Source organism: Streptomyces sp. NPDC002754, assembly GCF_053592315.1.
In genome coordinates this window covers 271,891-284,534 of sequence record NZ_JBSFVM010000009.1, presented here as the reverse complement: position 1 = coordinate 284,534, position 12,644 = coordinate 271,891, and the positions used below count along the sequence as shown (strand labels likewise).

Annotated in this window: 16 protein-coding genes; 6 read left to right on the top strand and 10 right to left on the bottom strand. The window is 70.3% G+C overall.

The window, feature by feature from the left end:
• The 3 genes from ACWD2L_RS21245 to ACWD2L_RS21235 form a co-directional block, all read right to left on the bottom strand.
• On the bottom strand, positions 1–413 hold a 413-nt coding region (locus tag ACWD2L_RS21245), incomplete at its 3' end, for an electron transfer flavoprotein subunit beta/FixA family protein (protein ID WP_451190503.1).
• Positions 414–673: 260 nt separating this feature from the next.
• Positions 674–1,180 (bottom strand): flavin reductase family protein, encoded by a 507-nt coding sequence (locus ACWD2L_RS21240; protein WP_351330547.1) that lies wholly within the window; start codon positions 1,178–1,180, stop codon positions 674–676.
• 237 nt (positions 1,181–1,417) lie between these two features.
• Positions 1,418–1,738: a TlpA family protein disulfide reductase gene (locus tag ACWD2L_RS21235; protein ID WP_351330548.1), complete on the bottom strand. Its 321-nt coding sequence runs from the start codon at positions 1,736–1,738 to the stop codon at positions 1,418–1,420.
• Between the two features lie 186 nt (positions 1,739–1,924).
• Here ACWD2L_RS21235 and ACWD2L_RS21230 point away from each other — a divergent pair, with 186 nt between their 5' ends.
• Entirely contained in the window at positions 1,925–2,653 is a 729-nt protein-coding gene (locus ACWD2L_RS21230) for a lysophospholipid acyltransferase family protein (RefSeq protein ID WP_351330550.1), read from the top strand.
• A 1-nt stretch (position 2,654) separates the two neighbouring features.
• Here the strand turns inward: ACWD2L_RS21230 and ACWD2L_RS21225 are convergent, their stop codons facing one another.
• From ACWD2L_RS21225 to ACWD2L_RS21200, 6 genes are all read right to left on the bottom strand, one after another.
• Positions 2,655–3,254, bottom strand: a complete 600-nt coding sequence (locus ACWD2L_RS21225) for a transglutaminase domain-containing protein (protein ID WP_351330552.1) — start codon at positions 3,252–3,254, stop codon at positions 2,655–2,657.
• Between the two features lie 86 nt (positions 3,255–3,340).
• Positions 3,341–4,423 (bottom strand): threonine aldolase family protein, encoded by a 1,083-nt coding sequence (locus tag ACWD2L_RS21220; protein ID WP_351330553.1) that lies wholly within the window; start codon positions 4,421–4,423, stop codon positions 3,341–3,343.
• The gene (locus ACWD2L_RS21215) at positions 4,420–5,181 is read right to left on the bottom strand and encodes an SDR family NAD(P)-dependent oxidoreductase (protein ID WP_351330554.1); all 762 of its coding nucleotides are present in this window, start codon (positions 5,179–5,181) and stop codon (positions 4,420–4,422) included. The genes ACWD2L_RS21220 and ACWD2L_RS21215 overlap by 4 nt, the downstream gene beginning before the upstream one ends.
• Before the next feature lie 32 nt (positions 5,182–5,213).
• Complete coding sequence (locus tag ACWD2L_RS21210; protein ID WP_351330556.1) at positions 5,214–6,677, bottom strand: DUF6421 family protein; 1,464 nt, start codon at positions 6,675–6,677, stop codon at positions 5,214–5,216.
• Between the two features lie 81 nt (positions 6,678–6,758).
• Positions 6,759–7,778 carry an alpha/beta hydrolase gene (locus ACWD2L_RS21205; RefSeq protein ID WP_351330558.1) on the bottom strand — a complete coding sequence of 340 codons (1,020 nt, stop codon included), beginning with the start codon at positions 7,776–7,778 and terminating at the stop codon, positions 6,759–6,761.
• 253 nt (positions 7,779–8,031) lie between these two features.
• Positions 8,032–9,171 (bottom strand): LLM class flavin-dependent oxidoreductase, encoded by a 1,140-nt coding sequence (locus tag ACWD2L_RS21200; RefSeq protein WP_351330560.1) that lies wholly within the window; start codon positions 9,169–9,171, stop codon positions 8,032–8,034.
• A 132-nt stretch (positions 9,172–9,303) separates the two neighbouring features.
• Between ACWD2L_RS21200 and ACWD2L_RS21195 the strand changes: the two genes are divergently transcribed.
• From ACWD2L_RS21195 to ACWD2L_RS21180, 4 genes are all read left to right on the top strand, one after another.
• On the top strand, positions 9,304–9,825 hold the full coding sequence (locus ACWD2L_RS21195; protein WP_351330562.1) for an FABP family protein: 522 nt from the start codon (positions 9,304–9,306) through the stop codon (positions 9,823–9,825).
• Positions 9,826–9,865: 40 nt separating this feature from the next.
• Entirely contained in the window at positions 9,866–10,471 is a 606-nt protein-coding gene (locus ACWD2L_RS21190; protein WP_351330563.1) for a PadR family transcriptional regulator, read from the top strand.
• A gap of 78 nt (positions 10,472–10,549) precedes the next feature.
• Positions 10,550–10,675 (top strand): hypothetical protein, encoded by a 126-nt coding sequence (locus tag ACWD2L_RS21185; RefSeq protein WP_351330565.1) that lies wholly within the window; start codon positions 10,550–10,552, stop codon positions 10,673–10,675.
• 62 nt (positions 10,676–10,737) lie between these two features.
• Positions 10,738–11,421, top strand: coding sequence for a glycerophosphodiester phosphodiesterase (locus tag ACWD2L_RS21180; protein ID WP_351330567.1), 684 nt, complete (start codon positions 10,738–10,740; stop codon positions 11,419–11,421).
• 9 nt (positions 11,422–11,430) lie between these two features.
• Here the strand turns inward: ACWD2L_RS21180 and ACWD2L_RS21175 are convergent, their stop codons facing one another.
• Positions 11,431–11,964, bottom strand: a complete 534-nt coding sequence (locus ACWD2L_RS21175) for a GNAT family N-acetyltransferase (protein WP_351330569.1) — start codon at positions 11,962–11,964, stop codon at positions 11,431–11,433.
• A gap of 79 nt (positions 11,965–12,043) precedes the next feature.
• Between ACWD2L_RS21175 and ACWD2L_RS21170 the strand changes: the two genes are divergently transcribed.
• Complete coding sequence (locus ACWD2L_RS21170; RefSeq protein ID WP_351330571.1) at positions 12,044–12,436, top strand: VOC family protein; 393 nt, start codon at positions 12,044–12,046, stop codon at positions 12,434–12,436.
• The last annotated feature ends 208 nt before the right edge of the window (positions 12,437–12,644 follow it).

Sequence of the window (12,644 nt, the reverse complement as noted above, 5' to 3'; positions counted from 1 at the left end):
CGCTCGGCGACCAGCGCCGGCACAATGCCCGCGGTGCCGTCCGTGGACGCCATACCGGAGACCACCAGGTCGTAGCCGGCCTTCTCGATCGCCTTGGCCAGCACCAGCGAGGTGCCGATCGCGTCCGTGCCGTGCAGGTCGTCGTCCTCCACGTGGATCGCCTTGTCCGCACCCATCGACAACGCCTTGCGCAGCGCGTCCTTGGCGTCCTCGGGACCCACCGTCAACACGGTGATCTCCACGTCGTCATCGGAGTTCTCCGAGATCTGCAGCGCCTGCTCCACCGCATACTCGTCCAGCTCCGACAGCAGACCGTCGACATCGTCGCGGTCCAACGTCAGGTCATCGGCGAAACCCCGGTCGCCCGTGGCGTCCGGCACGTACTTCACGGTGACAACGATCCTCAAGCTCACGCCGGCTCTCCTACTGCAATCGTCTTTATCTGGGCGGCTGTCTTGCTGCCAGTTGTACTGGCCACACGCCTAGCTGTACTGCTACGGCTGAAAACGCCTTCTCGCAGGCAGCATATGCGCCTTGTGCGGACTCTTCCGGTCGGGGCGGCCCGCGCTCCGAATAGAAGGTTACTCGCCAGTACACCCAGGATATGCCCACTAAGCAAGCGCTTTGAACTGTGACCTTGCCAACGCTGTGTAATCGCGCGGCACAGGAACTCTCAGTCGCGCAGGCCGTTGAAGCGGCCCTGGTGGTACAGCAGCGGACGGCCGGCGCCCGCCGGGTCGCCGCAGACCGCCTCCGCGAGCACGACCTGGTGGTCCCCCGCGGGCACGCGCGCGATGACCTTGCAGACGAGCCAGGCGAGCACGCCGTCGAGGATCGGCACACCCTCGGGGCCCTCGAACCAGCGGGTGGACGCGCCGAAGCGGTCCGCGCCGCTCTTCGCGAACGTCGCCGCGAGCTCGGCCTGGTGCTCGCCGAGTATGTGCACGCCGACGCACTCGGCCTCGGCGACGGTCGGCCAGCTCGACGAGCCGACACCGATGCCGAACGAGACGACCGGGGGCCTCGCGGAGACAGAGGTGAGGGAAGTGGCGGTGAAGCCGACGGGGGCCGCCCCGGGCGCGGTGACCACCGCCACACCTGCCGCGTGCTGCCGGAAGACGGAGCGGAACAGGTCGGGGGTCGCTGCCTGGGCGGGGCGCAGATCGGGCGTGGCCGTCATGGAGTTGTCCTTCTGACAGGAGGGTTCGAGCAAGGGGCCGTAGCTGCGTCAGACGCGCGGACAGCGGGCGCTCGAACAGCGAGCCAGGTCCACGTGGACCCGCTCGACGAGAAGGAGTTCCGAAGGCATAAGGTCACTCTGACGATACGTGGCGCATGCAGTCAAGTGCGTTCCGTCATCTGGGAGATGCGTCACGCGACGCCCCCACGCTCCCGCTTCCCTCCATGCCCGCCCGCCTCACACGGCTTCGCCGAGCGCCGCGATGACGTCCGCTTTGCGCGGCTGCCCGGACGCCCGGCGCACCTCGCGTCCGCGCGCGTCCAGGACGAGCACGGTCGGGGTCTTGAGGATGCCCACGTCCCGTACGAGGTCGAGGCGGTCCTCGGCATCGATCTCCACGTGAGAGACGCCCGGCACCATCGCGGCGACCTCGTCGAGGACCCGGCGGGTGGCCCGGCAGGGCGCGCAGAACGCGCTGGAGAACTGCACGAGCGTCGCCCGCTCCCCCAGCTCCTCGCCCAACTGCGCCGCGCCCCACGTCTGTTCACCGACCGCCACCCTGCTCCTCCTCCATTTCGCCGCATTCCGTGCAGCGTTTTCCGGCCGTTCGCGTATTCCCGGCACGTGACCAGGATCTCGTACCGTGCTGGAACCAGGACTGGCCCCCCAGCCGTTGATGGGGCACCATCTGCGCAAGCCGGAAAACCTACGGCCGCGTAACTTACTGAAGGGCCAACCCCCTCCATGGCAGAGCTCGTCTACCCTCCGGTCATCGGCGCCGCCCGCACGATGTTCAAGGCGCTCGACCTGAAGATCGACTGCAAGGGCTCGGAGAACATTCCGCGTACCGGCGGTGCGGTCCTGGTCAGCAACCACATCAGCTACCTGGACTTCATCTTCGACGGCCTGGCGGCGCTGCCGCAGAAGCGTCTCGTCCGCTTCATGGCCAAGGAGTCGGTCTTCCGGCACAAGATCTCCGGCCCGCTGATGCGCGGCATGAAGCACATCCCGGTGGACCGCTCCCAGGGCGAGCACGCGTACCAGCACGCGCTGCGGTCGCTGCGCGCAGGCGAGATCATCGGCGTCTTCCCGGAGGCGACGATCTCGGAGTCCTTCACGCTCAAGAGCTTCAAGACGGGCGCGGTGCGCATGGCCCAGGAGGCCGGCGTGCCGCTGATTCCGATGGCGCTGTGGGGCACGCAGCGGCTGTGGACCAAGGGGCGTCCGCGCAACTTCAAGCGGCAGCACATCCCGGTCACGGTCCGCGTCGGTGAGGCCATGGAGGCGCCGAGCGACCAGTACGCGGGAGCGATCACGCGCCGGCTGCGCACGCGCATGCAGGAGCTGCTCGAGGCCGCGCAGCGCGCCTACCCGGTGCGCCCCAAGGGTGAGGACGACACATGGTGGATGCCGGCGCACCTGGGCGGCACCGCCCCGACCCCGGAAGAGGTCAAGGCCGCCGGGGCAGGCTGAGTCACACCGGGAGGGCGTCCGGAAGGCTCTCCCGCAAGTACGGGCGGTCCGGCGCGCCGCGCAGCGCGTCGAGCACCGCCGGGTGCGGCGCGTCGTGGAGCGCCGGGTAGTCCGCCTCCCCCGCCTCCGGGTCGGGTATCCACGCCAACCGCTCTCCGTCCAGGGAGAATTGGGCGTTTACACCCGGCTTGTTCCCGCGGCAGTCCTGCCGGTGCCACGCCCCGCGCAGCCGCACGGCCACCAGTCCGTGCACGCACCAGCCCGTACCCGCGTCGTGCGTCAGCCGCTGATAGCAGAGTGCGGTCGGGATGTCCTCGGCGCGCAGCAGCGCCGCCAGCGCGTGCGCCTTCGCGTGGCAGATACCGGTGCCCTTCTCCAGGACGTCCGACGCCCGCCAGGTGACCCGCGGGTCCCCGCTGTCGGCGGAGTGCGGAATGGCGTCGCGTACGAACTCGTAGGCAGCCTGGGCGTATACATATGAATCGGCGACATCGCGCGCGAGGCGCGCCGCCGTCTCGCGTACGAGCGGCTGATGGTGGTCGATGACGTCGTCGGCCGCCAAATACGCGGACAGGTCGGGGTTCTGCTGGATCAGCTGCATGGCACGCGAGCATAGAAATGCGACCACCTGTAAGTCAATACATTTACAGGTGGTCGCATATATATGCGCCTCGGCTGTAGGGGCGGCTATCGCGCCATCTCTTCCTTGAGGGCCGCCACGAAGGAGTCGACGTCCTCCTCGCGCGTGTCGAAGGCGCACATCCAGCGCACGTCGCCGGCCGCCTCGTCCCAGAAGTAGAAGCGGTACTTCTTCATCAGGCGCTCGGAGACGTCGTGCGGGAGGCGGGCGAAGACGCCGTTGGCCTGCACCGGGTAGAGGATCTCGACGCCGTCGACGGCGCGGGCGCCCTCGGCGAGGCGCTGGGCCATCTCGTTCGCGTGCCGGGCGTTGCGCAGCCACAGGTCCTTGGCGAACAGCGCCTCCAACTGCACCGAGATGAAGCGCATCTTGGAGTGCAGCTGCATGGACAGCTTGCGCAGGTGCTTCATGTGGCGCACCGCGTCCTGGTTGAGGACGACGACGGCCTCGCCGAACAGCGCGCCGTTCTTGGTGCCGCCGAGCGACAGGATGTCGACGCCGACCGCGTTCGTGAACGTCCGCATGGGGACGTCAAGGGACGCGGCGGCGTTGGATATCCGGGAGCCGTCGAGGTGCACCGTCATGCCGTGCCCGTGGGCGTGCTCGCAGATCGCGCGGATCTCGTCGGGCTTGTAGAGCGTGCCGAGTTCGGTGGACTGCGTGATCGAGACGACCTGCGGCATCGCCCGGTGCTCGTCGTCCCAGCCGTAGGCCTGCTGGTCGATCAGCTCGGGGGTGAGCTTGCCGTCCGGGGTCGGCACGGTGAGCAGCTTCAGGCCGCCCATCCGCTCGGGGGCGCCGCCCTCGTCCACGTGGATGTGCGCGGACTCGGCGCAGATCACCGCGCCCCAGCGGTCGGTGACCGCCTGGAGCGCGACGACGTTGGCGCCCGTGCCGTTGAACACCGGGAACGCCTCGGCGGTCGGGCCGAAGTGGCTGCGGATGATCGTCTGAAGGTGGTCCGTGTACTCGTCCCCGCCGTACGCGACCTGGTGCCCGCCGTTGGCGAGGGCGAGCGCCGCCATCACCTCGGGATGGCCGCCCGCGTAGTTGTCGCTGGCGAACCCCTGCGTGGTGGGGTCGTGATGCCGGTGGGCATCGGTCCTCTGTACCTGGTTGGGGGGATTCACGGCTTCTCGGTCAGCCACAGACGGGTCCCGTTCAGTTCGGCGGCGGGCCGCTCCCAGACGCCGGAGATGGCCTCGGCCAGGTCCGTGACGTCCGTGAAGCCCGCGAACTTCGCGTTGGGGCGTTCGGCGCGCATCGCGTCGTGCACCAGCGCCTTGACCACCAGGATCGCAGCCGCCTGCTGCGGTCCCGCCTCACCCCCCGCCTTACGGAAGGAGTCGCCGAGCGCGAGCGTCCACGCCTCGGCCGCGGCCTTCGAAGCGGCGTACGCGGCGTTGCCCGCGGTCGGCTTGGAGGCGCCCGCGGCGCTGATGAGCAGGTAGCGGCCGCGGTCGCTGCGGGACAGGCCCTCGTAGAACGCGAGGGAGGTGTGCTGCACCGTGCGGATCAGGAGCTTTTCGAGCAGCTCCCAGTCGGCGAGGTCGGTGTCGGCGAACGTGGCGCCGCCGCGCCAGCCGCCCACGAGGTGCACGAGGCCGTCGACACGGCCGAAGTCCTTCTCGATGCGCCCGGCCCAGTCACGGGTGGCGTGCAGGTCGAGCAGGTCGACGTTGTCGCCGATGACCGTGGCCCCGCCGTGCGCGTAGCGCGCCTCGTCGACGGCCGCCACCAGGCGCTCCGCGTCCGCGTCGGCGCCGATCACGGTGGCGCCGGCCTCCGCGAGCCGCTTGAGGGTGGCCTGGCCCGCCGGTCCCGCTGCTCCGGCGACCGCGATCACCGCACCGTCCAGTGAGTCCCTGGTCCCGCTGGTGTCGCTCATGACAGTCGCCTCCTGCTGCTTTTCGCCGTGGCTCACGCGGCCCCCGATGCAAGCACCGGCTCCACTGGAGCGGCATTCGCCGCGCCCTTCTCTGCGACGCTCTCCGCGGTGATCCCCTTCGTAGAAGCGATCACCTTCTTCAGCTTCTTCGAAAGCGCCTCATAAAACATGCTGAGCGGAAACTCGTCGGGAAGCACCTCGTCCACGAGTTTGCGCGGCGGCAGGGACGTGTCCAGGGCGTCGGGGCCCTTCGCCCAGGTGGAGCCCGGGTGCGGGGACAGGTACGTGGACACCAGGTCGTACGCGGCGAACCAGTGCACCAGCTTCGGGCGGTCGATGCCGTCGCGGTACAGCTTCTCGATCTCGCCGCACAGCTGGTTGGTCACCTCGGGGGCGCGCTGCCAGTCGATGTGCAGCTTGTTGTCCGTCCAGCGCACCACGTCGTGCTTGTGCAGGTACGCGAAGAGCAGCTGGCCACCCAGACCGTCGTAGTTCTTGACGCGGTCGCCGGTGACCGGGAAGCGGAACATCCGGTCGAAGAGCACGGCGTACTGCACGTCGCGCGCCTGCGGGACGCCGTCGGCCTCCAGCTTCACGGCCTCCTTGAAGGCGGTGAGGTCGCAGCGCAGCTCTTCGAGGCCGTACATCCAGAACGGCTGGCGCTGCTTGATCATGAACGGGTCGAAGGGCAGGTCGCCGTGGCTGTGCGTGCGGTCGTGGACCATGTCCCACAGTACGAAGGCCTGCTGGCAGCGGTCCTGGTCGGCGACCATCTCCTCGATGTCCTTGGGCAGTTCGACGCCGAGGATGTCGACGGCGGCCTCGGTGACGCGGCGGAAGCGGGCCGCCTCGCGGTCGCAGAAGATGCCGCCCCAGGAGAACCGCTCGGGCGCCTCGCGCACGGCGATCGTCTCCGGGAAGAGCACCGCCGAGTTCGTGTCGTACCCGGAGGTGAAGTCCTCGAAGGTGATTCCGCAGAACAGCGGGTTGTCGTAACGGGTCGCCTCGAGTTCGGCGAGCCACTGCGGCCACACCATCTTCAGGACGACGGCTTCCAGATTGCGGTCCGGGTTGCCGTTCTGCGTGTACATCGGGAAGAGCACCAGGTGCTGGAGGCCGTCCCGACGCTGGGCCGCGGGCTGGAAGGCGAGCAGCGAGTCCAGGAAGTCCGGGACCCCGAAGCCGTCCCGCACCCAGCGGCTCAGGTCGCGCACGAGCGCCTCGTGGTACGCGGCGTCGTGCGGCAGCAGCGGGGCGAGCTCGTCGACCGCGGCTATGACACGGCCCACGATCCGCTCGGCGTCGGCCTTCGCCGGGGCGCCTTCGGCCTCGAAGTCGATCGAGCCGTCCTTGCTCTGCAGAGGCCTGAACTCCTCCACGGCGTCCTTGAGCAAGGGCCAGGCCGGGTGTTCCACCACCCTGGGTCCGACCACCTGGACCGGAGAGGCCGGAGAATCCGTCTCCCCCGCGCCGGCCTGCACAAGAATTTCCGTCATGTCCCAACCTCCACGGGAGAACCTCGCGTAAGGACACCGTATGCACGCGAGGTTCTCGACCACAAGGGGGATCTCGGGAAATTATCCTGCACTACCCCCTTGATCGCCGCTGTTTTTCCTGTGACGGGCGGTGGTCGCGATCGCCTTTGCCGCTCCGGCGAGGGCCTGCCGGGCGTCGTCGAGCAGCTCCGGGAAGCCGAAGAATCCGTGGAACATCCGCGGGAAGTGGTCCTCCGTGACCGCGACGCCCGCGTCGCGCAGCGCCTTCCCGTACGCCCGGCCCTCGTCGCACAGCGGGTCGCAGCCGGCGGTGACGATGTGCGCGGCGGGCAGCCCGGCGAGGTCCTCGGCGAGGAGCGGCGATACGTGGCGGTGGGCGGGGTCCCCGTCGGCGCCCAGGTACTGCTCGCGGAACCAGCCGCAGTGGGCGGCGGTGAGGAAGTAGCCCTCGGCGTTGGCAGCGAAGGAGCCGGACTTCTGGCGGGCGTCGGTGGCCGGGTAGACGAGGACCTGGCGAGCGATGTCGGGGCCGTCCTCGTCGCGTGCGATCTGTGCGACGACCGCGGCGAGGTTCCCGCCCGCGCTGTCGCCCGCCACCGTCAATGCCTGTGGGTCGGCGCCCAGTTCGCGCGCGTGGTCGGCGGTCCAGCACAGGGCGGCGTACGCGTCCTCGACGGCGGCGGGGAACGGGGCCTCGGGCGCGAGCCGGTAGTCGACCGATACGACGACGGCGCCGGCGTCACGACACAGGGCGCGGGCCGTGCGGTCGTGGCTGTCGAGGTCGCAGATGACCCAGCCGCCGCCGTGGAAGAAGACGACGACGGGGCGGGATCCCGGCGCGTCCGGCTCCGCATCCGCCTCCGGCTTCGGCCGGTACACGCGCACGGGTATCGCGGGCGCGCCCGGCGGTCCGGGTATCGCGCGGTCCTCGACGGACCCCACCGCGGGGGCGGGGAACGGTGACTCGGGGGCGGCGGCGAGGATCCGGCGGGCCTCGGCGGCGTCGGTGACGGTGCCGCCGAGGTCAGGGAAGGCGGTGGCGATGGCGTCGACGAGGGGACGGGCCTCTGGCGCGAGGCGGTCGAGCGGGTGGGGGGTCATGGGCGGCTCCTTGGTTCGGCTCGGCGAGGTTCGGCGGGGGTGGGTGCGGGTGCGGTCGGCCGGGGGCGACGTCACGGGGCTCTGCCCCGGACCCCGCGCCTCAATCGCCGGCGGGGCTTAAATTGCTCGCCGGGCAGCGGGGGTTTACGGGGCAATCGCCGGCGGGGCTTGAAAATGCTCACCGTCGGCGGGGCTTGAAAGTACTCACCACCGGAGGGGCTTGAATTGTCGATCGCCGGCCGGACTTGGCTGGTCAAAAGGCGGCGGGGCTTGATGCGTGCCGGAAGTGTGGGATCACTTTCTCGCCCCATTGCCGAAGCGTCTCCATGCACGCCTCCTGCGGCACCGTGCCCATCTGGATGAGGCACATGATTTCGTCGGCGCCCGCGTCGCGGAGGCGTTCGACGTAGGCGATGGCGTCGTCGGCGGTGCCGTACGCGTGGTCGGCGTTGAAGGTGGCCGTGGCGGTGGGGCGGACGGGGATGTGGTGCTCGTGGAGGCGGGCCACGACCTGTTCGGCGGCCCGGCGCATCTCCTCCGCCTCGTCCGCGCCTTCCACGACGGCCTCGTCGGGGATGCCCGCGCCGCCGTACCAGTGCCCGATGGACTGCGCGAAGAAGCGCTGGCCGCGGATGCCGATGCCGCGGGCCGTCTCCCGGTCGTCGAGCACGATCGTCGGGCAGAGCACGGAGAAGTGGTCGTTGACGACGGAGGAGACATGGCGCTCCGTGGTGCGGGCCGTGATCGCCGCGTCGTAGGCGGCGCGCATGTCGGCGATCGCCTCCGGGCCCGCGAAGCCCATCACCAGGGCGCCGACGCCGAGTTCGGCGGCCTGGCGCAGCGTCTCCGTGCGGCTGCACGCGAGGAAGAGGGGTGGGTGCGGGGTCTGGGCGGGGCGCGGCAGGATCGGGTGCGGGTCGATGTCGAGGAGCGGCCCGTGGTGCTCCAGCTCGTCCTTCTCCCACGCCTTCCCGATGATCCGCAGCGCCTCCTCGACCTCCTGCGTGGTCCGCTCCTTGTCGACTCCGCAGAGCGACGTCTCCTGCGTGGTGCCGCCACGCCCGGCCCCGAGGTCGAGCCGCCCGCCGGACAACAGGTCGAGCATGGCGGCGCGTTCGGCCACGCGCGCGGGGTGGTTGAAGTTGAACGGCATGCACACCACACCGTGCCCGACGCGGATGCGGGAGGTGCGGGCCGCGACCCAGGTCAGGAAGATCTCCGGAGCGGACATGTGGGCGTACCACTTGAGGGAGTGGTGCTCGACCGCCCAGATCCGGTCGAAGCCCATCTCCTCGGCAAACACGGCCTGTTCGACGCTGTCGCGCAGCAGCTGGTGCTCGCGTTCGACGGTGGGGTCGGCGAGCTGGGCCTCGAAGATGACGCTGAACTTCACGGTGCCTCCCGGACGTGGAGCTGCCATATGACTAATAGCTATATGACGAGCCGTCAGAGATGGGAAGGGGTGCGACGCTCCGGACACGCTTTACGCTTCCCCGGTAGCCCCCTCGACCCCCTGGAGTCACCCGTGTTCGACCCCGCCCCGCCCTACCCGTACGACGGGACCCCCGAGCCGCACCCGCTGCTCGCGCCCGTCCTCGGGCTCCTCGGCACCTGGAGCGGCCGGGGAAGCGGCGAGTACCCCACCCTGGACAGCGACTTCACGTACGCGCAGGAGGTCACGTTCAGCCACGACGGCAGGCCCTTTCTGCGGTACGAGGCGCGGGCCTGGCTGATCGACGCCGACGACGCCCCCGTGCGGCCCGCCGCACGCGAGAGCGGCTGGTGGCGGATTCAGCCCGAGGGCCGCGTCGAGGCGCTGATCACGCAGCCCACCGGGATCGCGGAGGTCATGGTCGGTGCCGTCACCGACGGCACGGTCGAGCTCACGACGCACGCCGTGGGCCTCACGCCGACCGCCAAGCAGGTCGACGCCACGGGACGCCGCTACACGCTCACCGACGACGACACCCTCACGTTCAGCCACCGGCTCGCGGCCGTCGGCCAACCGCTCCAGCACCACCTCGCGGCGCGGCTGCGCCGAAAGTAGCTCTTGCGTCCGTGACCTCCGCTGGATTCAATGCGGAGCCATGCCGACCACGCAGCAGCTGCCGCCGACCGCCTGGGCCGTTCTCGGTCTGCTGTCCTTCCCGCCCGGCGAGCGGACCGGGTACGAGCTGAAGAAGTGGGCGGACGCGTCGCTGCGCTTCTTCTACGGCTCCCCCGCGTTCAGCCAGATCTACGCCGAGCTGCGCAGGCTGGAGCGGCTCGGCTACGCCACGTCCAGGCGCTCGGGCCCGGAGGAGCCGCGCACCAAGCGCACGTACGCCATCACGCGCGCGGGCAGGGACGCGCTCGCCGCGTGGGCGGCCGACGACCGGGACACGGCCGCCGTGTCGCTGCGGCACCCGGTGCTGCTGCGCGTATGGCTGGGGCATCTCGCCGCCCCGGGGCGGCTGCGCACCCTGGTCGAGGAGCATGTGGCGCGCGCCGAGGGCGAGTTGAAGGAGGTGCGGGACGCGGCCGCGCGGGCACAGGGCGTGGAGGCGTGGGCGCACCCGCAGATCGCGCTGCGCTGGAGCGAGCGGCACCTCGCGGCCGAAGTCGAGCTCGCGCGCGGCATGTTGGCGGACCTGGACGCGCTGCCCGCCATCCCCGAAGTCAACGCCGACGGGGACGCGCCCACCACCGGGTGAGCGAACTCGCGCCGAGGGTGACCTGCCCGGTAGGACGGGGCCGGACCCCTGCCCGTACCGCTCGGAGGCGCATCCGCCATGAGTACCCGTGCCGTCCTCGTCGCCGCCGTGATCACTGGACTGATCCTCGGGGTCGTGGGTGCCCGAACCCACGACTCCGCTCCTTCTCGCAGGCACGGTTCCCTCGCGCAGACGGCCCGTTAGTGTACGAGTCTGTCGCGTCCGCGCGGCAGCACCGAGCCGCAGTCGACGGAGGCGAGACGACCTTGAACTTCCTCACCATCGGACATCGCGGAGCCATGGGTGTCGAACCCGAGAACACCCTGAGGTCCTTCGTCGCCGCCGAGCGCGGAGGACTGGACATCATCGAACTCGACCTGCACCTGAGCAAGGACGGCGCGCTCGTCGTCATGCACGACGCCGACGTCGACCGGACCACGGACGGCCAGGGCCCGATCGCCGAGAAGACCCTCGCCGAGATCCGCGGCCTCGACGCCGGGCGCGGCGAGCGCGTGCCGGTCTTCGAGGAAGTGCTCGACGCGGTCGGCTCCCCGCTGCAGGCAGAGATCAAGGACACCGCCGCGGCCCAGGCGCTCGCCGATGTCCTGCTGCGCCGCGACCTTGTGCACCGGGTCGAGGTGATCTCGTTCCACGACGAGGCGATCGCGGAGATCGCCCGGCTCGTGCCCGGCGTACGCACGGCGCTCGTGGCCAGCCGCTACGGGACGGGCGTCGTCGAGCGGGCCGTCACCGCGGGGGCCACGACGCTGGTGCTCAACATCCGGCGGCTCACGCAGGAGGTCGTCGAGCATGCCCGCAAGTCCGACCTGCGGATCATCGGCTGGGTCGTGAACACCCAGGACGATCTGCGGCTCGTACGGGCGCTCGGCCTCGACGGCGCGACCACGGACTACCCGGAGATCAAGCGCACGGGCCGCTTCACCGCGTGACCTGTGTGCCTACGCGAGCGGCTTGACGAGCAGTTCGAACTTGAGGTCGTCGCGCTGCGGGATGCCGAAGCGCTCGTCGCCGTACGGGAACGGGATGGTCAGTCCCGTACGGCAGTAGCCGCGGCGCTCGTACCAGGCGATGAGGTCCTCGCGGGCGTCGATCACCGTCATGTGCATCTCGCCCACGCCCCACGTCTCGCGGGCCCTGCGCTCCGCCTCCGCGATGATCGTCTTGCCGAGGCCGGCGCCCTGCTGGGCGGGGCTGACCGCGAACATGCCGAAGTAGGCGTGCTCTCCGCGGTGCTCCAGCTGGCAGCAGGCGACGACCGCGCCGTCCCGCTCCACCGTGAGCAGCCGGCTGTCGGGGTCCTCGATGACCTCGAGCACGCCCTGAGGGTCGGTCCGCTGCCCTTCGAGGATGTCCGCCTCCGTGGTCCAGCCGGTCCGGCTGGAGTCCCCCCGGTAGGCCGACTCGATGAGGGCGACGAGCACGTCGACGTCCTCGGGCCCGGCGTCACGGAAGACAAGGTCGACGGTGGTCATGTGAGGGCCTCCAGGTTGAGGGACGGCGTGTGTGCGGGGCGCCGTCGAGATTAACGCGAGCGGACTACGCTGCGTCGGCATGGTTCACGTACTGAGCAGCAGGGTCCTGATCCGGCCGACCGACCCCGAGCGGTCGCGGGCGTTCTACGGGGAGGCGTTGGGCCTCGCGGTCTACCGGGAGTTCGGCACCGGGCCCGAGCGGGGCACCGTGTACTTCCTGGGCGGCGGCTTCCTGGAGGTGGCGGGCCGCTCCGCGGAGCCTGTGGTGCCGAGCCTCAAGCTGTGGATGCAGGTGGCGGACGTGCACGCGGCGCACGCGGAGCTGGTGGAGCGGGGCGTCACGGTGGTCCGGGAGCCGGTCAAGGAGCCGTGGGGCCTGATCGAAATGTGGATCACGGATCCGGACGGCCACGAGATCATCCTCGTCGAGGTGCCGCAGGAGCATCCGATCCGCTACCGGCCGGGCATCTGAGCCGCTCCGTAGGCCCGCCTCGCTCGAACGGCCTACGGCGGGGCGCCCCGCGCAGGGGGTTGTCCTGACGCGGCGGGGCGCGGGTGAGGAGTCTGGTTCCGTGCCCCGATCGCGTGCGGTGGCCCGGCCCGGGACGGAGGATGGCGGGAGTTCGGGATTCGGGCGTGCCGAATCCGGATACGCAGGGATCAACGACGCCTCACCGGTG

What these genes read in the sequence shown, in the direction of transcription:
- ACWD2L_RS21240 (WP_351330547.1), bottom strand. Translation starts at nt 1,180, where the DNA reads ATGACGGCCACGCCCGATCTGCGCCCCGCCCAGGCAGCGACCCCCGAC.
- ACWD2L_RS21230 (WP_351330550.1), top strand. Translation starts at nt 1,925, where the DNA reads ATGGCAGAGCTCGTCTACCCTCCGGTCATCGGCGCCGCCCGCACGATG.
- ACWD2L_RS21225 (WP_351330552.1), bottom strand. Translation starts at nt 3,254, where the DNA reads ATGCAGCTGATCCAGCAGAACCCCGACCTGTCCGCGTATTTGGCGGCC.
- ACWD2L_RS21215 (WP_351330554.1), bottom strand. Translation starts at nt 5,181, where the DNA reads ATGAGCGACACCAGCGGGACCAGGGACTCACTGGACGGTGCGGTGATC.
- ACWD2L_RS21210 (WP_351330556.1), bottom strand. Translation starts at nt 6,677, where the DNA reads ATGACGGAAATTCTTGTGCAGGCCGGCGCGGGGGAGACGGATTCTCCG.
- ACWD2L_RS21205 (WP_351330558.1), bottom strand. Translation starts at nt 7,778, where the DNA reads ATGACCCCCCACCCGCTCGACCGCCTCGCGCCAGAGGCCCGTCCCCTC.
- ACWD2L_RS21190 (WP_351330563.1), top strand. Translation starts at nt 9,866, where the DNA reads ATGCCGACCACGCAGCAGCTGCCGCCGACCGCCTGGGCCGTTCTCGGT.
- ACWD2L_RS21185 (WP_351330565.1), top strand. Translation starts at nt 10,550, where the DNA reads ATGAGTACCCGTGCCGTCCTCGTCGCCGCCGTGATCACTGGACTGATC.
- ACWD2L_RS21175 (WP_351330569.1), bottom strand. Translation starts at nt 11,964, where the DNA reads ATGACCACCGTCGACCTTGTCTTCCGTGACGCCGGGCCCGAGGACGTC.
- ACWD2L_RS21170 (WP_351330571.1), top strand. Translation starts at nt 12,044, where the DNA reads ATGGTTCACGTACTGAGCAGCAGGGTCCTGATCCGGCCGACCGACCCC.